Annotated in this window: 16 protein-coding genes; 3 read left to right on the top strand and 13 right to left on the bottom strand. The window is 47.8% G+C overall.

The genetic code is table 11. From position 1 onward, the window contains the following. Nucleotides 1-58: 58 nt before the first annotated feature. Entirely contained in the window at nucleotides 59-1,669 is a 1,611-nt protein-coding gene (locus M3629_RS20490; protein WP_251509815.1) for a gamma-glutamyltransferase family protein, read from the top strand. A gap of 109 nt (nucleotides 1,670-1,778) precedes the next feature. Here the strand turns inward: M3629_RS20490 and M3629_RS20485 are convergent, their stop codons facing one another. Together M3629_RS20485 and M3629_RS20480 are read right to left on the bottom strand one after the other, a co-directional pair. Beyond that, nucleotides 1,779-2,246, bottom strand: a complete 468-nt coding sequence (locus M3629_RS20485) for a hypothetical protein (RefSeq protein WP_154985268.1) — start codon at nucleotides 2,244-2,246, stop codon at nucleotides 1,779-1,781. Between the two features lie 195 nt (nucleotides 2,247-2,441). Further along, nucleotides 2,442-2,927, bottom strand: coding sequence for a hypothetical protein (locus M3629_RS20480; RefSeq protein WP_154985266.1), 486 nt, complete (start codon nucleotides 2,925-2,927; stop codon nucleotides 2,442-2,444). Between the two features lie 519 nt (nucleotides 2,928-3,446). On the opposite strand from M3629_RS20480, the gene M3629_RS20475 reads away from it, so the two are divergent. Then, nucleotides 3,447-4,454 carry a BMP family lipoprotein gene (locus M3629_RS20475; RefSeq protein ID WP_251509814.1) on the top strand — a complete coding sequence of 336 codons (1,008 nt, stop codon included), beginning with the start codon at nucleotides 3,447-3,449 and terminating at the stop codon, nucleotides 4,452-4,454. Nucleotides 4,455-4,478: 24 nt separating this feature from the next. Next, nucleotides 4,479-6,131, top strand: a complete 1,653-nt coding sequence (locus M3629_RS20470; protein ID WP_251509813.1) for a methyl-accepting chemotaxis protein — start codon at nucleotides 4,479-4,481, stop codon at nucleotides 6,129-6,131. Between the two features lie 875 nt (nucleotides 6,132-7,006). On the opposite strand, the gene M3629_RS20465 is transcribed toward M3629_RS20470, so the two are convergent. The 11 genes from M3629_RS20465 to M3629_RS20415 all read right to left on the bottom strand — a co-directional run bounded on the left by M3629_RS20465 (nucleotide 7,007) and on the right by M3629_RS20415 (nucleotide 20,253). Next, entirely contained in the window at nucleotides 7,007-8,755 is a 1,749-nt protein-coding gene (locus M3629_RS20465) for an NAD(P)H-hydrate dehydratase (protein ID WP_251509812.1), read from the bottom strand. Nucleotides 8,756-9,054: 299 nt separating this feature from the next. Next, nucleotides 9,055-9,687: an NAD(P)-dependent oxidoreductase gene (locus M3629_RS20460; RefSeq protein ID WP_251509811.1), complete on the bottom strand. Its 633-nt coding sequence runs from the start codon at nucleotides 9,685-9,687 to the stop codon at nucleotides 9,055-9,057. A 415-nt stretch (nucleotides 9,688-10,102) separates the two neighbouring features. Continuing rightward, a complete protein-coding gene (locus M3629_RS20455; RefSeq protein ID WP_251509810.1) occupies nucleotides 10,103-11,872 on the bottom strand; it encodes an alpha/beta hydrolase family protein in 1,770 nt (589 codons plus the stop codon). Beyond that, nucleotides 11,854-13,329, bottom strand: coding sequence for a hypothetical protein (locus M3629_RS20450; protein ID WP_251509809.1), 1,476 nt, complete (start codon nucleotides 13,327-13,329; stop codon nucleotides 11,854-11,856). The genes M3629_RS20455 and M3629_RS20450 overlap by 19 nt, the downstream gene beginning before the upstream one ends. Then, the gene (locus M3629_RS20445; RefSeq protein WP_251509808.1) at nucleotides 13,326-14,126 is read right to left on the bottom strand and encodes a GNAT family N-acetyltransferase; all 801 of its coding nucleotides are present in this window, start codon (nucleotides 14,124-14,126) and stop codon (nucleotides 13,326-13,328) included. The genes M3629_RS20450 and M3629_RS20445 overlap by 4 nt, the downstream gene beginning before the upstream one ends. After that, a complete protein-coding gene (locus M3629_RS20440) occupies nucleotides 14,104-16,854 on the bottom strand; it encodes a lanthionine synthetase LanC family protein (protein ID WP_251509807.1) in 2,751 nt (916 codons plus the stop codon). The genes M3629_RS20445 and M3629_RS20440 overlap by 23 nt, the downstream gene beginning before the upstream one ends. Nucleotides 16,855-16,974: 120 nt before the next feature. Beyond that, the gene (locus M3629_RS20435; RefSeq protein WP_161556981.1) at nucleotides 16,975-17,112 is read right to left on the bottom strand and encodes a hypothetical protein; all 138 of its coding nucleotides are present in this window, start codon (nucleotides 17,110-17,112) and stop codon (nucleotides 16,975-16,977) included. 175 nt (nucleotides 17,113-17,287) lie between these two features. Further along, nucleotides 17,288-18,583: an MFS transporter gene (locus M3629_RS20430; RefSeq protein ID WP_251509806.1), complete on the bottom strand. Its 1,296-nt coding sequence runs from the start codon at nucleotides 18,581-18,583 to the stop codon at nucleotides 17,288-17,290. After that, on the bottom strand, nucleotides 18,561-18,944 hold the full coding sequence (locus tag M3629_RS20425; RefSeq protein WP_251509805.1) for a ribbon-helix-helix domain-containing protein: 384 nt from the start codon (nucleotides 18,942-18,944) through the stop codon (nucleotides 18,561-18,563). The genes M3629_RS20430 and M3629_RS20425 overlap by 23 nt, the downstream gene beginning before the upstream one ends. Nucleotides 18,945-19,199: 255 nt before the next feature. Then, the gene (locus M3629_RS20420; protein WP_251509804.1) at nucleotides 19,200-19,613 is read right to left on the bottom strand and encodes a GNAT family N-acetyltransferase; all 414 of its coding nucleotides are present in this window, start codon (nucleotides 19,611-19,613) and stop codon (nucleotides 19,200-19,202) included. A 46-nt stretch (nucleotides 19,614-19,659) separates the two neighbouring features. After that, nucleotides 19,660-20,253 carry a sugar O-acetyltransferase gene (locus M3629_RS20415; RefSeq protein ID WP_251509803.1) on the bottom strand — a complete coding sequence of 198 codons (594 nt, stop codon included), beginning with the start codon at nucleotides 20,251-20,253 and terminating at the stop codon, nucleotides 19,660-19,662. Nucleotides 20,254-20,315 lie beyond the last annotated feature (62 nt).

Raw genomic sequence — 20,315 nt, 5'->3', positions numbered from 1 at the left:
GCTATACTCCGGTTAAACAACGGAATCTGACATCTCGTGACAAGGAGCTGATTGACGAATGAACTTTGATCCCCTCTACCAACCTTATTCCTCGTACCGTGTGCCGGTATACGCCAAGCAAGGCATGGTTGCTACGTCGCAGCCACTTGCTGCACAGGCTGGTCTGGATGTGTTGAAACAAGGCGGCAATGCGATTGATGCCGCCATCGCCACAGCGGCAGCACTCACCGTGCTGGAGCCGACCTCCAATGGCATTGGTGGCGATGCCTTTGCCCTCGTCTGGACGGAGGGCAAGCTGCATGGCCTGAATGCCAGTGGACCTGCGCCTCAGAGCATTTCGATTGAGGCGCTACAGGCGGCAGGCTATACGGAGATGCCGAAGCTGGGGGTTGTGCCGGTGACGGTGCCTGGCGCACCGGCGGGTTGGGCGGAGCTGAGCCGTCGGTTTGGACGGCTCACGCTGGCGCAAGTGCTGGAACCGGCCATCCGCTATGCGGAGGAAGGTTATCCGCTTGCGCCGGGGCTGGCCCGCCACTGGGCACGGGCAGCCGAGGTCTATGCACGCCAGGGCGATGCGGAAGCAGGGCGTGCATGGTTTGAGACGTTTGCCCCTGGCGGGCGTGCACCCGCGGCGGGGGAACTATGGCGCTCGCCGGGCCATGCGACCACGTTGCGCCGGATTGGCGAGAGCGAAGCGCGAGACTTTTACGAAGGAGAACTGGCGGAACGCATTCATGCTTTTATGGCAGAACACGGCGGTTACCTGACACGAGATGACCTGAAGGCTTTTCAGCCGGAATGGGTTGATCCGATCTCCGTTTCCTACCGGGGTTATGATGTATGGGAGATTCCGCCGAACGGGCAAGGACTCATTGCCCTATCCGCACTCAATCTACTGAAGGGATTCGACTTCGCCGAGAAGGAATCCGTCCTCAGTTATCACCGACAGCTGGAAGCGATGAAGCTGGCTTTTGCCGATGGAGAAAAATACATTACGGAAGAACGAAAAATGGGCGTATCCGTGGAAGATTTGCTGTCCGAAGCCTACGCCGCAGAACGGCGCAAGCTGATTGGGGATACCGCACGTGCGCCCGAGGCAGGCGATCCACGCGGAAGCGGAACCGTTTATCTGGCTGCGGCAGACGGCCAAGGCAACATGGTTTCTTTTATCCAGAGTAACTATATGGGCTTTGGTTCAGGGCTGGTTGTGCCAGGTACAGGCATTGCACTCCAGAACCGCGGACATAACTTCTCGCTGGACCCACAACATGCGAATGCACTGGAGCCGGGTAAACGCACGTATCATACGATTATCCCCGGATTCCTCACCCAAGGCGGTGAAGCGGTCGGACCTTTCGGGGTCATGGGCGGTTTTATGCAACCTCAGGGTCACGTGCAGGTCATTATGAATACGATTGATCATCATCTGAATCCGCAAGCCGCTCTCGATTCACCTCGCTGGCAGTGGATTAAAGACAAAACGATACTGGTCGAGCAAGGCTTCCCTCCTCACATTGCCCAAGCGCTGGCTCGCAGAGGACATCATATCCAAACCGAGCTGGATTCGTCCCAATTCGGACGGGGGCAGATCATATGGCGTAACCCGGATACAGGTGTGTTATGCGGTGGAACGGAAAGTCGGACGGACGGCTCGATTGCGGCGTGGTAGATAAAAAGACTAAAAAAAGAAACCTAAACACTATTAGTCGTTCTAAAGTGTTTAGGTTTCTTTTTTTAGGGATGAGGTTTTACTGTATAGAATTCATTTAGTATCTGCCTCATTTGTTTTTCATTTTTTTCACAATCTTCAAGATTAGCACTAATCCCCAGTCGATAATATGATAAAAAACCGCTATGGAGAGTGCAGACCAGTAATCAGATATATATATACCATTAAAACTTGAAGCTAAAATGTAGATAATTATGCTATCTATGACAAGTGTAATCGCATTACGAGTATATATAGAAACCTGTCTCTTGAATCCATAATTTAAGATAGTAATAATTACTGGATGAACCAAAGTCTCGAAAAGAAGAAATCCAATAATGATAAGCACTGAAAAAACAACAATATCTCCAACTTGATCAAAATGAATAAAACTACTAACTTTTTCGAAGCTATAAAAAAATAAACTGTACAATGTTATAAAAATTATCATAGGCATGATGATCAAAGAAGCTAATAAAGGAATAAGCCATATCTTAACCTTAAGAGAAGGCGGGGTTTCCTTTTCTTTACCACTCATGTAATTGATTATCCAGTTTAGAGCAAGTAAGAGAATTAAAAGTAGTATGATGATGATGATCCAGTGTGTTAAATTCATAATTCCTCCAATTATAAATCCATTTTTTAGTATAAATACCTTATATAAATAAAAATATACTTTACTTCATTAGAAGTAAAGTATATTTTTGCTTGATTTAATGAAATATAACTAATTTTAGAGTCCTGCCAACCAAACGATGTATTTTGCGATCTCATATGCTTCTGCTGGTGGTACTCCAATTCCCACAAGGCCAGTTGCAATAATATTTTCTTGCCAATTGGTAATGGAGTCTAAGAAATCAGCGATTTTGCCAGAATATTTTGTTACATAGTTTCCAGCACTAGGGCTAAGTTTTGAAAGAAGTTTACCTAAATAATCTCCACCATAACGTAATGCAGAGGTTATAGCTTTTTTTATAACGTTAGAAATGAGGTTTTGTGTACTTACATCTCCATTATTTTGAGCAGTTGGAGTCACAATTACTGTGTTTGGTAGTTTACTGGAAGGTATTGTCGAAACACTACTTCCATTTAGTGTAGAACTTGAAATAGAAACGGTTTTCACAGGAGCTGGACTGGCCATAACTGTTACTGGAACAGATAAGGCTCCCATTAAAATTCCCGCAGCTAGAGTAGATGCAATAGTTTTTTTAAACTTCACAGAAAAAATCCTCCAAATCACTTATATTTAAATATTTGGATTATAACCCTTTTATTTCAGAGCTATTTATTTTATACAATATTTTGTGTTAATTTGTATATACTTTCGACAATAAAAGTAATTATATTGCTTTTATTTACATAAAAGTACAATAATCTACATATATCTCTTTCTCACTCTGAACCTAAGAAAAAGAGTTTACACCGTTTATCAATTAAATCCCCACTCTAATCATTTTGAATTGTCTAGCTATTAACATTTTTTTACTCGGTACCTTTCACTATCAGCCTATAAGTTCTTATAAGAATGATTAAACAACATAATTGTAAAAACTATGTATAATTCATGAAATAGATTTATATTTCTGTAAATTTTCATTAGAGATCGTAAAAAAACGGCTTTTTTCGCCGATATAGATAAAGGGAAAAACTCGTTGTATAGATGATTGGGGTTCATCCATCTTCCAGTATATTTCCAGAATTATTACATAAGAAACTTACAGAAATGAGGGCATTTCACATGAAAACAACGATGTTCATCCGTTTAGGGCTCACCATGCTTCTGGCTCTGACACTGATCATGTTAGCTGCTTGTTCAACCGGCTCTAAAACAGCAACCACTGACGTAAAGACCAGAGTGGGAATTGTACTTACAGAGGTCGGTCTGGGAGACCGATCTTTTAATGATGCGGCTTTTAACGGACTGGTCAAGGCGAGAGACGAGAAAAGCATTGTTTTTGACTATCGTGAACCAAGCAAAGATTCGACTGCAGAAGCAGCGTTTGAGGAATTTTCCCAAGAAAAGTTCGATCTTATTATTGGTTTAAGCGATACCGTTCAAGCAGATATGGAGAAGGTTGCTGCCAAATATCCGGACCAGCAATTCCTTTTAATTGACAGTACCTCTGAGCTTCCTAACATCGCTTCCATTTCATTTCGCGCGGAGGAAGGCAGCTATCTGGCAGGTGTGATCGCAGGCATGGCTTCCAAGGAGAAACATGTCGGTTTCTTGGGCGGGATGGAAATTCCGGTGCTCAAAAATTTTGAGCAGGGTTTCAAACAGGGTGTGCTTGCTGTTAATCCAGAAGCTGCAGTAGATATCGTCTATGCTGGTGATTTTGGAAATGCCGATCTGGGCAAGCAACTCGCTGAGCAAATGATTCGGGAGAAAGGTGCCGACGTAATTTATGTGGCCGCTGGTCTTACCGGTGTCGGCGCCCTGAATGAGATTCAATCCCTCGGCAAATACGCCATTGGTGTTGATACGGATCAATTCTTTTTGGCGGAAAAAGCAATTCTTACATCTATGCTGAAAAATGTAGATGTCTCCATTTATAACGCCGTGAAGTCGTTTATCGAGAACAAACATACCTTCCCGAAAAAGGAAATCGTAGAGGGTCTCGCCGAGAATGCTGTAGGCTTAACTGCACTGCATAACATCACGCTGAGTGATGAACAACAGCGGACTTTCGATGATCTGAAAGCCAAAATTTCTTCGGGTCAAATCAAAATCACAGTGAATCCATAACCCAAGATTCGAGGAGGCTCGCATATGAAACTACAGGGAAAACTTATTGTCAATGCTCTGATCTCACTGCTTCTATGCCTTGCGCTGGTCGCTTATATTATTATGGAATTGCTTAGCATGAATGCAAAAAATCAAAATCTGGTACCTGCGATGCTCAAGGTAAGCGAGCTGAACTCCAACCAGATTCAGACCCAGCAGGCACTGGATGTCTATTCCTTCTCGATGACTGCCGGCAATCAGGAAGCTGTTTTGCTTCTTTTAAAAGAAGGCCAAGCCATGATTAAGGAACTCAAAGGTGGATTGCTGGAAACGGATCAGGAGCTACAGCTCATCCAAACGGTTCAAACGAAGCTGCAAGCACTGGATCAGGGTGCAACCCAAGCGATGAGCAGCATGGATAGTGCTGAAGCAAAACGTTACAGTGCAAGGGTTCGAGGCATACAGAATGATATCTACTCACTGAATGAGATAACGCGGGGACGCTACACTCAATATACGCTCGATCTGGAGAGTGACATCCAGCAGACATGGCAGATTGCTCTTGGCGGGGCTGCGCTCTTGTTCATCGCCGTCATGCTCTTTAATATGTACACATCACGTCAGATAGCCAAGCGTATTCGTCTGATCAAGGATGCTGCCGGGCATATTGCCAGTGGTGACCTGACCCAAACGCTGCCGGAACCTCGGGGGAAAGATGAACTGGATGATCTGAGCCGTTCTTTTGGGCAAATGACGAATCATATTCGCGGAATCATCCAATCCATTGACACGGCGGGGCAGCGAGTCGATCAGATGGCTCAGGATATTGATCGCGGTAATGATACGGTGCAAGCCATCGTACAGCAGGTGTCACGTACCACAGAAGAGCTGTCCGTTGGCAGTCAAAAAATTGCGGAAGATCTCAGCGAAACGGTTATAGTCGTAGACAAGATGCAGTCTACCTTTAACCATAATCTGGAGGCCACAGCCCAATCTGCCAAGGATGGACGCGATGTTCTAACCACAGTGGAAGAGGGAAACAAGGCGATTGAAGAACAGTTGCGACTCGCCGAAGTAAATCGCCATGCCATGTCCGAAGTGGAACAGACCGTGCTGGAGCTGGAAGAGAGCGCGGCTCGCATTACAACGATGACGGGATATGTATCCGAGATTGCCAAGCAAACCACCATGCTCTCCCTGAACGCTTCCATTGAAGCTGCACGTGCCGGGGAAGCCGGACGCGGATTCGCTGTTGTGGCAGGTGAAGTGAACAAACTGGCGGAACAGTCTGCTCAATCGGTCAAACATATCTATGCCGCCGTTAACGAGATTACAGCCTCGATGGAAAAAGTAAAAAGTTCCGTGGTGCAAAGCATGCAGCTCTTTGGGGAACAGGAGCACGCCACCGGTCAGACTCAACAATCCTTCTCGGCGATTCGTGAGAGTGTGGAGCGCATCAGCGAAGGCATTCAGCAGCTTGCAGAGGACATGTCACATTCCAGCAAACTTAGTTCACAGGTGCAACAGGCGATTGAAAACATCAGTGCCATCACCGAGCAATCTGCAGCCAGCAGTGAAGAGATCACTGCTTCCACCGCAGAACAACAACGTTCTTTCTCCGAAGCCAGTATCAAGGTCAAGTCACTTCGTGATATCAGTGCTGAAATGCATCAGGAACTCCAGCGTTTCCGTCTGTAAGAGGAGTCCATGAGATGTGTGTACCTGTAGTAAAGTAATCAATGAAGCTGCAGTATATATGCACGCTGAGTATGAGGATTATGTGAGCGAAAGGTGAGTGAAAATTAAATTTTATCCTAACGATCTCAGATGAGCTTATTTGCATGATTCTGGGTCGTTTGAAATTCTAACGATCCCCAGAGAGCTTATTTGGGCCAAAATGGAGGAAAATGTCTCCTTTTCATCATAAATGGTTGAAATAAGGTTCCCTGAGATCGTTAGAAAATAAAACGGGTGAATACGTGCCCAATAAGGTTTCTCATGATCGTTAGAAATGTTCACCCTGAACAATTGGGATGGGCACTGTGGAACGTTGCCTGGTCAACACTGGGGATAGGTAGTAGATTATCTTAGTGAGTCGGGATGATAGAATTTGTGCGATGGGTAGGTTAATGAGTTGAGCCGGCGGTATGTGCAATAGTTAGGTGGTGAGTTGGGCGGAAAAGTGCAACGGATAGGCTCATGAGATGGATTGATGGGATGTGCAATAGCAATATTCAGGTTCATGAGTCGAGCTGATGAAATATGCGATAGGTAGGTTCTTGAGACGGGTTGACGGTATGTGCAATAGCAACATTCAGGTCCATAATTCGAGCGGACGAAATATGCGATAGGTAAGTTCTTGAGACGGGTTTATACTGTAGCAACGTTCGTAAAAGTAGCGATATTGTGATGTTCTTACATTTTTAATAGTTTGACTTCATATCAAAAGGAGCCTGCCATGTCTGGATGGGGCTCCTTTTTGATATGTTCATGATTTAATGTAGGAGATTTTAAAACGTTGGTGCTTCGGCTGGTGCTTTTGTATGATATTGCACCTTGGTTCCGACATACCTTTACAGTGCATCGATAATATCTCCTGCCAGCAAGGAAGATGGATCGCCTCGCCGCAATGCTGCCCGTTCGGCAGCCTGTCCGTGCAGGTATACACCGAACGCGGCGGCTTGTTCCGCGCCTAGCCCTTGAGCAAGCAGACCGGCGATGATGCCGGTCAACACGTCTCCGGCACCGCCTGTTGCCATGCCGGCGTGGCCGGTGGTGTTGATGTACGCCTCGCCGGAAGGCGTTGCGATGACCGTTCGTGCTCCTTTGAGCACAAGGGTCACGCCCTGCTCGCGGGCGTACCGTGCAGCGTGTCCAATTCGGTCACGCTGCACTTCAGGGGTCGACATGCGCAGCAGTCGGCCCATCTCGCCAGGGTGCGGCGTCAGTATGGTCGCCGCACTGCGCTGGCCCCAGGTGCGTGGCCCATCTGGGCCTGCATCTGCCAGCATGTTGAGGGCGTCCGCGTCGATGACGAGCGGACGATCCGTCTGTTGCCACAGACGGCGCAGCCAGTCGGTGTCGCCTTCGAAGCGACCAAGGCCCGGGCCGGTCGCAAGCACGTCGCGGCTCTCCGCAAGGCGCAGCACCGCTGCGGCGGAAGCCGCGTTCCATTCGCCGCTGGCGCCATCGGCTGCAGCGGCGAGCATAAGCTCGGGCACGGTGCCGATAACATGCGGCAACAGTGCCGCGGGTAGCGCCCATGTGGCGAGCCCGCAACCTGCGCGCAGCGCGGCTTTGGCCGAGAGCAGGCCAGCGCCGCTCATCGGCATGCTTCCTGCGGCCAGCAATACATGGCCGTAGGTGCCCTTATGGCCGTCCGGCGCCCGGCGACGGCCTGTGTCCACGCGCAGCGCACCCCGAAGCACCTCGTCCGTTAGCAAACGGACCGAGGGGCCATGCTCTGGCGCAAGGCGTGCGGGAATGCCGATGGCGCGCACAACGATGCGCCCCGCGGCAGAAGCGCCCGGGTACTGTACCAGACCACGCTTAAGCAGCGCAAGGCATACAGTTACCCGGGCTTCAATGCACGGCTCGTACACCTCACCAGTGTCGGCGTCCAGCCCGCTTGGCACATCCGCGGACACGACTGGCTTACCGCTGTCGTTCGCCGCGCGAATCAGCGCCGCGTATGCTCCGCGCGGCGCCCCCCGCGAGCCGGTGCCCAGTAGCGCATCGACGATGCCTGTGCACCGGCTAAAGTCCACGGCTTCGCGCCCGTGGACAACGGCAGGGATGCCGAGCTTCGCGGCGGCATCCCGTTGCACTGCGGCTTCGCCCCGCAGTGCCTCCGGGGCATCGGCATAGACTAGCGTCACGCCCAGCCCCGCTTCAACCAAATGGCGCGCCGCAACCAGACCGTCGCCGCCATTGTTGCCCTTGCCGATCAGCATGTACCAATGCTGATCACCGGGATGCGCCATTACCAGCGCCGGATCGGCGATGATGTCGCCCCAGTAACCTACGCGGTCGCCGGGCCCGGTGTGTGCCTGCCACGCCTCTTTCCGCTGGCCGCGATCAGGCCAGCTACCCCCACCCTCACCAATGTTTCTGTGCCGTGCTTCATCACTTTCAGCATGATCGCCTTCACCCCAGCCACGATCATCCCGCCTGCCATCCTCTTGCCCTTCCCGGCACAGCTTGATAACTTCTTCGGCGATAGCTCTGCCTGCATTCTCCATCAGACTGGCCGCAGGAATGCCAAGCTGCTGAATCGTATACTCGTCCACAGCCCGCATCTGATCAGCGGTTACGATAAACAACACTCATCCCTCCCCGGGTCGCGTTATGAATAACACTGCTTAGAGCATCACACTCATGGGTATTCCATTCTCATAAGTTTTCCATTGCCATTAGTTTACCTATCTATCGTGTGTTACTCGTTTTCCGATCATTCGTGCCTTACGAGTTTTCAATCCATTTATGTCTCATTGGTTCTCAGCTCACTCATGGTTTGTCCCGTTCCAGTGTCCTGCCTTTAGCAATGCACCTTCATACTCACTTTGTGCCAAGGGCTTATCTGTCACATCTATAATTATCCCATTTGCTTATCTATCCTCGGTTAGTACCCCACCGTAAATCGCGCTTGAACAAATTGCGGATCGTCCAGTTCGTCCACCAAAGCTGCGGCAAAATCACCTACAGAAATGCTGCTTTCGCCCAGATCATCTGTAATGACACGAGTCATGCCAATCCGAAATTGACCTGTTCTCCGCCCTGTCGTAATCGTTGCTGCCGGACTCATATACGTCCAGTGGATGTTCGATTCTTCCAGAAGCCCATAAGCATCCGCATGAGCCTGTGCGAGAGGTTTGATTTCCTCGGGGAAACCAGGTGTATTCATCAGCATCTCACCTGAGTCGGTCATCAGACTGCCTGCTCCGCCAACAACAACCAGACGTCCGGCATTCGCACGGCGTACACCCTCAATCAGTGAACGTGTTACTTCAAGCAATTCTTCTTCCTCGCCAAACTTCGGCCCGTAAGCACTTACTACCGCTTCTTGTCCCGCTGCAAAATCAGCAACCTGATCCGGGTTAAGCACATCTCCCTGCTCCACTCGCAAGCGCTCATGCACCATCTCCACCTTGGAAGGATCACGCACCACCGCGGTCACTTCATGCCCACGATCCATCAATTCCCACAAAATCGTCTTACCAATCGCTCCGGTCGCTCCAAAAATCGCTACTTTCATATCTGAATCCCTCTTTTCTATCGATGTCATCTAATCAGCTATACCGTTATTTTAATACTTAATCCTGTTGTTATATACCTTAAACGGCTCACGCCATCTTAAACCGGATAGACATACTTGTAAACTCGAATCTTCATTAAAGCTACCAACACCTAGCCGAGAAAGCTACCAATACCTCAGCCGAGCATTCCTATTTCGTCCACACATGGTTAATTTATAATTTTTTTCTTCCACCTCCCTAACCCGCTCTATCTCAGATCTCTTCCTGATCCCTTCTCCACCTGCTCTCTATCATCCCTCTACGCCCCTCTTCTATCATTTAAATAATTCCATGTACGCCAAAAAAGCCGCACGAGCGGCTTCCACAATTCAAATTGTTTATCTGATCATAGCTTCTTCATCTGGGCTTAGTTGTTTACCCTGGCTGAGTTACCCTGTTTCGGGTTAGAAAATGAACTGCCTTCTCCGCCCAGATTCGCTCCGCATACACCTCATGCTGAAGATCATCTATGATATGCAGCTCAAGTTGCCTATCGGCCGCCTCTACATGCCCCTTCCATTTCAATATCTCCTTATATAAACGCTCCGTCTGTTCCACTGGGCAGAGCTGGTCATTCCGGCCATGCACAAGCTGTAGATCTACTTCACACAATCCAGACGCATAGGTTAACGGGCTTCTCTCCCGCAGTGCGGATTCATCCTGTAACAATCCTCCGATTTCCATCTGCAAAAACGATCTTAGCTTCGCCCCACCACCCGCATACAAGCTACTTAAGTCCGTAAACGGTGCGCAAGCCACAACGGCGCTCCACAGTTCCGGAGTTCTACCTGCCGCTAACAGCGCTAAATAAGCCCCATAACTGACGCCGTACAGTGAAACCGCAGAATAGGAACCCAAGACCTGCTCTCGAATAATCCGAATAACATCCGCATCCACACCGCCCCAATCATTCTGAATACGATGCTTATATTTAGAACCGAATCCTGAACTACCTGGATAATTCAGCCCAATCACCCGCAAACCAGCCTCACATAAACGCGCAATAACCGGACTGTAACTGTCCAGAAGGCAATTATGAGGCCCGCCGTGCAGATAGATGACTGCCTGTCCTTCACCTCCCGGATGGATATCCATATAAGGAATGAACTCATTCCCGTAACGCAGGTGTTTGTACTTGGTCTCCGGTTGCTGTACAAGATTACTCACAAGTGCATCCCCATGCCTGACCGAAAGTGGGGTAATGTCACCAAACGATTCAGATATTTTATATCTGGCGGGCACCGGGGCAGTCGTAATGGACTCGAATTTACCTATGAGACTCTGCTTGTCCTTGCTGTGAACCGCTTGCGTTAACGTTCCGGGATAGTCACACAGCTCAAATGTCTTTGTTCCATCCAGCGTGTACTGAACGTATTGCCACTTACCACGCCTTATTCCCTCGCATAAGATATGCTGTCGATCCACATCCAGCTGGATACGAATCATCTCAGAGAACGGCTCACTGTGCTCCAGACTACCTTGAACAACATGCTCCTGAACGCTCATCCAGCCAGGACAAAAACCATCTCCCGCCGGAATGCAGACAGCAATCTGATCACCTTGCTTGTCCATCACCGGATAAGCATATTCCTGATAAGGAATTTCCCGAGATGATTCGGTATCTTTCCCGTAAAAATATACTCTGCCAACCCCGCCTACATTAACACCAATCTCTCGCTCAGGCTTGGCCCAAAACACAAATTGCGGGTTATCCAGTTCTGGAGTAACCCACTCGGCTTTTTGCTTTACGGGATCGTACAGCCCGATCTGCACCGTTCCTGAACGATGCCGAACGGCAAAAAGTAGCAGGAGTTGTTCATCTTGCCGGGCAAACTGCATCACCGGAAACGGTAATTTTAGAGAGAGCGTTTGAATCATGCTTATGTGCTCCCGCTCTTTTTGGAAGACATAAATCCATCTCTCCGTCTTCTCCAGGATGATTGCCACCACTTGGTCTGTTCCGATGAATTGAACATACTGTACAGTCTGGCCCCGTTCTGTCCAATGATCGGAAAAACAAAGCACACCTTGAACATTGCCAGCATCGTCAAGCTCACACCATTCACATGTCTGGTCGTCATAACACAAGACCATGCTTGTCCGCTCCCGGTTCACACTCATTCGGTTCAGGAATGGATTGTCCAACCGGATTCCCTCCCCTCATGCCAATACTTGAATTGCTCCCAGGTATCAAGCTGTAGTTCCAGCTTGAGCGTAAGCTGATGCTGTGTGGCCGTTGCTGCGGGACTCTCTGTTCCCAAACTACTTAACGCTTGCCGGATCAAACGGATTTGCTTCAGATTGGTTGCTGGCAATCCCGCGATCAGAAGACGATACACCTCCGCAGCACGTTCCTCTTCCCCTTGCTGGATGAGCACACCAGCCATTTCGATTGAACGTTGCAACAATTTGGAAGGAATTGAACCCGTCTTCATCCGTAACACTTGAATCAACATCTGGTATTCTAACTCCTGCTCGCCGAGTTGTTGATATACCGACATTTTTAATTGAAGTATATGCCCGAGCCAACCCGAGTACACACCTGTACAGAGCTTTTCGCCAGCTATTAGTGTCGTCTCGGCATCCATGAGAAGTCCTGCCCGGATCTGCAACCCTGCAATATTTAGAGCCGTTTGAATCTGAAAAACATGCCGATCCGGCCCTGGAGGAAGCTCACGAATACGCATCCCGGCTCGCTTCTCCAGTTCAATTGCACGTGAGATGTGGCCTTCCTGCATCTCAATTAATGCTTCACCGTTGTCTAGTGCCGCCTCTTTTCCAATGCGATAAACTTCGGCCAATTCCTCATGCTCCAGAACGGCCCGAGCGTGAGCATAACATTCTCTTGCCGCGTCATAATCATCCCCATTTTTGGTTAATAACTGACCCAGTTCAAACCATAGAATGGCCTGCTGCGAAGCTGATAATTGTTGGAATATGGCGTTTTGACTAAAAAAGCGAAAACAAGCCCTGTACCGCAGGTGATTATCCGATTTGCACAACAAAATCCAGGCCAGCCTGTTATATAGAGCCAATGCTTTACGTTGTTGTTTACCTTCCGCTTCATCGTGTCTACCAGCCATTCGCAGCTGTTCATTTAACAAACGCCGGGTATGTTCCGGTGTATCTCTCACCAGAGAAATAGCCAGCCTCGATACATGTTGGGGAAGGTTAACACTCACGGGATATTGATGAAAAAATAACAATACGCTTACGTCCTTTAGTTTTTGACGATAGAGCAGATGATGTATGGCTCCCAAATCTGCAGGATGCAGACCGGAGACCACCTCAACCAAGATCCATTTCCGTGGCCCCGGTGCCCAGCCGGCTCGATGGAATCGGAGCAATGCATTTTTGCATGCCACCAGATCATCAATCGGGTGAACCGGGTTCAACTGATAAATGAATGGCAACGTGTGATACGCATCATCAAGCACAAGGCGAATCGCCTGATCCTGCCAATGCATACTTAACTTGCGTAGCTCTTGCTGCACAATATCCGAACGTCCTTCAACCACAAATAACCCTGGTTCGTGGCTCGCACGAAACCATGTACTTCTCAGATCATGATAGTCCGTACTTTCCAGCAAAACAGGTTTCATGAGGGCTCCCTCTCTTTCCTGATCCGGCATACATGTATAAGTTCAGGCACCTGCTGTAAAGGCAATGCACTCATCAAGCGATAGCTCCCTTGATTGTTTGCATCAAGAGAAGCCTTAATCTGCTTTTCCGGGTCGGAACTGCACTGATGGAGAGCATAAGCAACAAGCCACCGTGCCCAGCCCTTGCGTTTTGCCGCAGGCATGGTGAATATATGTGACAGAAGGATGCTATCAAACTCATCACTTAACAGACAGCCTCCGATCTTCGTTCCTTCCAGTTCCACAAGTCCCGACCCTTCCAGTAAACGTCCATACAGCCCTTCATAGATTTCATCCACTGCCTTGCGAGCAGCTTGGATTCCGGGGCAGGTTGGATCACTGCTTTGAAGCAAATGAGCCATAACTTCCTCTTGCCCTTCTGCAGGCAACCACTTCCCGTTCAGGTCCGGCATAACCGGAACAGAAATGTGCTTAAGATCACCGTAAAAGCGATATCGATGGGCAAGCACATCCGCCTTATACCCGAGCCTTTCCCATGGAAACGAGGCGGGTACAGTTACATATATAGAGGAGTAGGACAACGTATCCAGTAAGGATGTGATCTGTCCTTCCCAATATGCATGAGATGAAGCTTCACTCCATAAATCCATCATATATTGACCTTCCCCATGATCTATCAACAGCATGGAAGAGATCGTTTCTCTTTTCCCAGGCTCACTGGCATAGTATCGACCCCCGACCTTGCCGGGTTCATGCTGACATTGTGGCAGGATATCAGCTATGGATGTTTGCATCATATACCTGTTCCTCCCTGGTCTGGTCGAAGCCTGAATATACCATGGGTTCATAAGAAACCGCAGAATAAAATCGACGAAGCAGAAAAGAGTAAATTCCCATGTATCCTGTCATATAATCTGGAGAAAATGATTCCATATCCTCCAGTGGCCACATCCAAAAGTCTTCCTGCACATCACTGCGAAGCATGTATAGACTCTGTGTATACTCTTTCAATTTGGCTTCGTATCTGCCAGGGAAACTCCGATTGGCCATGATCAAAAAGTCACCGTTACCCGCGATCCCATGACACTGGCCGAAAGAAGCAAAAATGGTCGACTGGGCTACCGCATCTGCGGCCTGCTGACCAAGTCTGTAACATACCGGATCTTGCAGAACCTCGGCTGCAGTCAGTAAGAACCGTCCTATACCCGCCGAACCATTACACCAATGAACCCAGAGAGCATCCGGCTTTTCGGGGGAAGCAGGCCATAACCTCACCCCATTCTTGCCTTCGTAACTCGAATGTTCCAGCGTGTCCACAATGCGCTTCACCGCCGAATAATACTCGCCCTTCCCCGTCTGCTTCGCTAAAGCAAGCAAGAAATAACCGATCCCTGCAATACCATGCGAAAACCCATACGAGTGGTGGCTTTTTTTATCCGACTTGTCCTTCACTTCCCACATGCTCAGCCCGTCTTCTGTTCGCTTTTCCTGCTGTAAAATCATTTCACCGAGTTCATCAGCCCTCGTCAAAAGTTCGGAACAACCTCCAAGATGATGTACCTCCGTCAGCATTAATCCTAAACCTGCCGCTCCATGACTGATATTGGTTTGAACCGGGTCATGTCTTGTCATTTCCAAGGCCAGATTTTCAGCAATGCGAAGTAACGGTTTATCATCCAGCGCATCCGCTGTCTGTGCCAGTGCCCAAGGAACAGCCCCATAACCGAAATACAGGCTTTCTGGCGTTTCTCCGGGAACATAAGGCATATGATTCAATATCCACTCCAATACTTCACGTGCATACTGATGATACTTTCTGTTCTGCGTAATCTGCCCAAGCTGATGAAAACCGTAGGCCATCCCCGTCCATCCAAAGTTGAAATTAGCCGGGTGGAACATCTTGCTCATGCTATTTTCGGGATAAAGTTGGTGAGCATTGTTCAAATCAAGGGATTGAACCAACTTGTTAGCCATAAGCTCGGCTTGATGCAGTACTTCTTCTGCCGTCATGCCTGCTTCATTCGCTCGCGAAGATTGCTCGCTCCCTGTTAAATCGCCCTTAGCTTGTTCACACATACGTATTAGCTGTTCACGTATTTCAGATAAATCATTATATCGTGCAGACATGATCTCGATCCCCAGACTTCCCAGCCCAAGAAGCTGTCTATCATTGAGATTGTCCAAATAGGCTTGTCCAGCAGACAGGTGAGACTGTCTGTATTTCAAATAAGGGTCCATGGAGGTTGCCATGTAATAATAAACGGCTCCCAGCGCGTAAAGATCATCGGAGTATTCCGATCGCTGACTGTGCTCTCTTCCTCGAAGCACATAACCAGGCGTGTGCCCTGTTAATGGTTTTACCTGACTTTCGTTATCTTTCACATAGGCTAACTCCAGATCAATGAATCGCACACTTCCGTCAAGCAACACCACAATGTTGTTCGGCGTGAGATCATTGATGACAATTCCTCTATCGTGAAACTCCTGCACGATATCCAGAATATCTGAGCCGATTCGGTAAAGCTCTGCCTGATTGCCATCGTTAGCTACATGTCTGCGGTGGATGTACTCGCGCAAGCTGATGCTCTCGAAGTATTCCAGAATCAGATATCGATTCCGTTCAACACTGAACAGATCGATTGGCCGCGGAGTATACCCCGTATCCTTCATCAGATCAAGCACATGATACTCGTTATCCAGATAATCATGGGCAGAACGTCCGGCGCCATCCACGCGCATGAGATGAACCGCTTCTTTCATCACAGCTTGCTCATTCCGGGAAGTGGAGACAAGAAATACGCCTCCTTTACCTGACTTTTTGAGCACACGTCTCACACGAATTTTTCGTGTTACAAACTCATTGTTACTGGAATCAGGTGCCTTACTCGTTGCTAAATTTTCATTCTTCCATCCGGCTTGTATGCTCACCAGTTCTTCCGGCTCATCTACCCACTCGGGTTTGTATCTGCCAGGTGTCCTTCGATCTTCCTCCAGTTTACCTTCCGAGTTCTGTATAGCATACACTTTTGCACCAGAAAAACGGTCATAATAGAATCTGTCTACAAAGGCTCCATAGCGATAAAATACACATGAACTTCCCCGGTAAGCCCGATCTGTAGGGATCGCGGGGCCTTTAAGATCCCCCGTACATGCATACATCTCCTCAAGCAATTGTATAAATTGTTCATCACTGCGTGCATAGATCGTCACACACTTCCCTGTCTGAGGTAGCGGTGTAGAACCATTGGATGCCTCAATTAACTTCAGCCCACTATTTACGACTTTCCACATCACACCATACGTTGTCAGAATCTGTGCAATCCTTCGTAGCAGTTCGGCTCCCTCTATAGGCACAACCGATAAATGAATCTTCCAGCCCTGTGGGGGAAGTGTTAATCGGTCCGGTTTAAAACAAATCCAATGGCCGTCATTCGACCATTGGATGGATTCGGGTAGATCCCGGATTATATGTTGCAAAGCGTTCTCATAGGCGTCCTTCTTTTCAGTCAGGCTTGCTGATTTCAATGAGAATCACTCCTTTTTTGAAGTAGAGTAAGAGGGGGAGGTACAATTATTTTAGTTTAGTAATACGAAATCAAAGACTTATCTTACGAATCATTCAGTGGTTCGAGACGATGAAGAGTTCTAAGCCTCTACAACGATCGTTTGTGAGCTTGTCCAGCTGCACACTGTACACAAGCTAGTTTCCTCGAACATGTTGTTATCCTCTTCAACCTCCAGAGCCATCAAATCCTGTACAGATAAAATTTCCTTGTTTTCCATGATAAATTACCTCCCATTTGTCTCCCCCTCTTATAATCCAAATTCTACATAAAATTTTAAATTCCTTCTTTTTAATTGAATTTTTTTACAAAAATTATTTAAGAAACCCATATATAGTTGTAATACATGTCATAATAACCTTTGGTTTTTCCTTGAAAAAAGGATTAATCTAACATCAAATCCCAGACGAAACAGACGATTTCCTGTGTGAGGTATGTCCTGCTCGATCTTCCCGAAAAGATCTAACAAACAGGCTTGCCATGCCCATAAAAATAACAAATATGCCGATTCCCATGTACACCCAGGATGGACTATAGGCTTCAATTAACCATCCTCCGAGCAACAAACCGAGCGGGTTACTAACACCACTCATAAGTACTCCCATACTATTCATAACACGTCCTCTTTTTTCTTCCGGTGCAGATAACAGAATGGAAGTGACTAACGGTACATTTACAAGAGCAAGCCCCAACATCAACAGGAAAGAGCAGGCAATGGCAAAGTACAAGTTAGGATACATCGGCATGAACAGCAAGCTTGCGCCCGAGATCAGATAACTGATTAAGAACCACTGGGCGAGTGACAGACGTTTGGCATATTTTCCACTAAGCAAAGAACCAACGATACTGCCAGCGGCAAAAGCAGATTGAAGCAACCCATACCCTTGTGGCCCGGCTTCAAGCACCATATTGGCAAAAATCGGCGTGAAGATATGTAGCGGGGCTCCTGCAAAATTGATAATGGCACCAAAAATAATACAGCAAGCCAAAACTTTGTTCGAAAATAAAAAGGTGATGCCCTGCATGCTGTCTCTGACAAAACCTGAAAATCCTTTTTGTTTGACCACCTTGGTCACAGGGATACGAATGAAGGCAATAGCGAATGCGGATAACAGAAAAGTGATCGCATAGATGAACAAGATGGACTGTACGGAGATGAAGGCAATTAAAATCCCCCCTAAGGCATAACCGAGCAGCTCTATCGTTTTGGAGGAAGAGTTCAATAGAGCATTGGCTGGAGCGAGTTGCTCTGCCGGTTTGGGCAGAATCGCCGGAATGACCGTCTGAGCGGCAGGATTGAACATGAAACCGAGGATGGCAATGAGCAGATTGGCTGCATAGATATGCCACGGAAGCATGCTATCCGTCAGAAATAGAATCGCTAAGATACATGCAATAACCGCTCTCCATATGTCGGTCCAGATCAGCAATGGTTTCTTTGGTAGCCGGTCACTGATCGTTGCAAGTGGAATACCCAGAAAAGCATAGATCAAATAGGGAAGCATCGGAATGAGTGCCGCAGCAAGCGCAGATTCAGTTAACTGCAAGATGTACCACATCGTAGCCATGGAAAATAAAATCTGACCTGCACCTGAGACAAGCCTGCCTACCAGCAGCACTGTAAAGGAAGGTATTCGTAACACGGCAAGGTAGCCGTCTTCGCCAGTCTTATTTGTTGTTTTCCGGTTCATTTCCATCGCCTCCAATCGGAATCTCCCCGCGCTCATCCGCTTGTTTTAATTGAGCAACCAGACCCGATTCCTGTATTCTGCGTTGCATTTTGGCTTTGACTTGTTCCAGTTCTGCGGTGTACTCCTGCAACTCGTGAAACAGCGTCTGGTGAGTGCGAATTCCTTCCCGAATCAGCATCGCTGTCGCATCCGAGCGGTTTTTGGCGAGTTCCAGAAATACCATTTGGTCGATCACATCAATCTCCTCCTGACTTAATCGAACGGAAACCACTCCCTTGGTGCCTGAAAGATTTTTAGCAGCCTGCTCCATTGATCGCTCGATCATTTGATTGAACTGTATTTTTTGATTTTTGTTCAACATATTTCCTCCATTCTCGTTGTGAGTTGCTGGCATAGGTCACAAAATGATTATTCGTTAGATTTGTATTACTTAGTTGGTTTAGTTGAACTTGAATTCAGGATTTATATTCTGTAATTCGTAAATCGTAAATTGTATTTATTTTACATTATCATGCAAAAATATGGTTGTAAAGCAAAAAACCTTTGGTTTCCCAAAGGTTTGCGGTAACTATTTTTTTGTTGAACCTGCTGTATTGGTGGGGTTCCGGTTTGAACTTTATTCCCCCTGTCTCCACCACATGCCTTCCGATTTCGGGCTTGTATATTCAAAGCCAAATTGAGCATACAAGCGATCCGCAGGGACATCAGCCAGTAGACTGACCAACCCCCGCGCAGGCACGGCTTCACGCAAATAGTTCATAATTTCAATCATGATCAGTTTGCCATAACCTTTCCCCTGAAGATCAGGATGCACTGCAATGTCGACCACTTGAAAAAAACAACCACCATCCCCAATGACACGTCCCATCCCAATGAGAACATCGGATTCTCGCAAACACACCGCAAATAAACTACGCGGCAGCCCTATCTCAGCCCCCTCCCGGCTCATCGGACTCAGCCCCGCAATCTGCCGCAATCCCAAATATTCAACCGCAGCCGGCGGTGCATGTTCAATGTTCACCTCGTTCATCTGTTACTCCCCTTTCTGATCTTATATCAGCGCTTATCGGCCTGCATCAAACGCATGGATATTTATCCTGATCTTCCTCGGTAATTTCCCTGATCACCCTGCATGGATTTCCAGCAGCAACAACGCCGGCAGGAACAGATTTTGTAACCACACTTCCTGCACCAATAACGGTGTTGTCCCCAATGTTGACCCCCGGCAAGACAGACACACCTCCACCTATCCAAACATTGTTTCCTACCTTAATGGGTAGGGCAATCTCCAAACCTTGATTTCGCTGTTCCGCGTCAAGGGGATGCTCCGGTGTATAAAAGCCGCAATTCGGCCCGATAAATACATAATCTCCGAAGCTGATCTTGCCCGCATCCAGCATGACAGTATTATGATTGCAATAAAAATGATCTCCAATTTCAATGTTATATCCCTGATCGCAATAAAATGGCTGCTCGATTAAAAATTTCTCTCCGGTTTTCGCAAAAAGCTCCCGAATCAGTATTTCTCTGTCTTTGAGATTACTTGGGCGAATCTGGTTATAGTCATAACACATTTCCTTCGCATACGTACGCTCTCGAATCAACTGTTCATCGTTATTATTATCGTAAAGTAAACCCCGCTGAGCCTTTTCCTTCTCTGTCCATTTCATGCTAGTTTCCTCCAGAACATGATTTCCTTTGATACAGATGTATCCTAACAAAAATCCAGGAA

The organism is Paenibacillus polysaccharolyticus (assembly GCF_023714295.1).
GTDB classification, from domain to species: domain Bacteria; phylum Bacillota; class Bacilli; order Paenibacillales; family Paenibacillaceae; genus Paenibacillus; species Paenibacillus polysaccharolyticus_A.
The sequence above is the reverse complement of the archived record's forward strand: the minus strand, read 5'-3'. Positions and strand labels throughout refer to the sequence as shown.

What these genes read in the sequence shown, in the direction of transcription:
- M3629_RS20420 (WP_251509804.1), bottom strand. Translation starts at nt 19,613, where the DNA reads ATGAACGAGGTGAACATTGAACATGCACCGCCGGCTGCGGTTGAATAT.
- M3629_RS20415 (WP_251509803.1), bottom strand. Translation starts at nt 20,253, where the DNA reads ATGAAATGGACAGAGAAGGAAAAGGCTCAGCGGGGTTTACTTTACGAT.
- M3629_RS20460 (WP_251509811.1), bottom strand. Translation starts at nt 9,687, where the DNA reads ATGAAAGTAGCGATTTTTGGAGCGACCGGAGCGATTGGTAAGACGATT.
- M3629_RS20450 (WP_251509809.1), bottom strand. Translation starts at nt 13,329, where the DNA reads ATGAAACCTGTTTTGCTGGAAAGTACGGACTATCATGATCTGAGAAGT.
- M3629_RS20490 (WP_251509815.1), top strand. Translation starts at nt 59, where the DNA reads ATGAACTTTGATCCCCTCTACCAACCTTATTCCTCGTACCGTGTGCCG.
- M3629_RS20445 (WP_251509808.1), bottom strand. Translation starts at nt 14,126, where the DNA reads ATGATGCAAACATCCATAGCTGATATCCTGCCACAATGTCAGCATGAA.
- M3629_RS20485 (WP_154985268.1), bottom strand. Translation starts at nt 2,246, where the DNA reads ATGAGTGGTAAAGAAAAGGAAACCCCGCCTTCTCTTAAGGTTAAGATA.
- M3629_RS20475 (WP_251509814.1), top strand. Translation starts at nt 3,447, where the DNA reads ATGAAAACAACGATGTTCATCCGTTTAGGGCTCACCATGCTTCTGGCT.
- M3629_RS20430 (WP_251509806.1), bottom strand. Translation starts at nt 18,583, where the DNA reads ATGAACCGGAAAACAACAAATAAGACTGGCGAAGACGGCTACCTTGCC.
- M3629_RS20470 (WP_251509813.1), top strand. Translation starts at nt 4,479, where the DNA reads ATGAAACTACAGGGAAAACTTATTGTCAATGCTCTGATCTCACTGCTT.
- M3629_RS20425 (WP_251509805.1), bottom strand. Translation starts at nt 18,944, where the DNA reads ATGTTGAACAAAAATCAAAAAATACAGTTCAATCAAATGATCGAGCGA.
- M3629_RS20435 (WP_161556981.1), bottom strand. Translation starts at nt 17,112, where the DNA reads ATGGAAAACAAGGAAATTTTATCTGTACAGGATTTGATGGCTCTGGAG.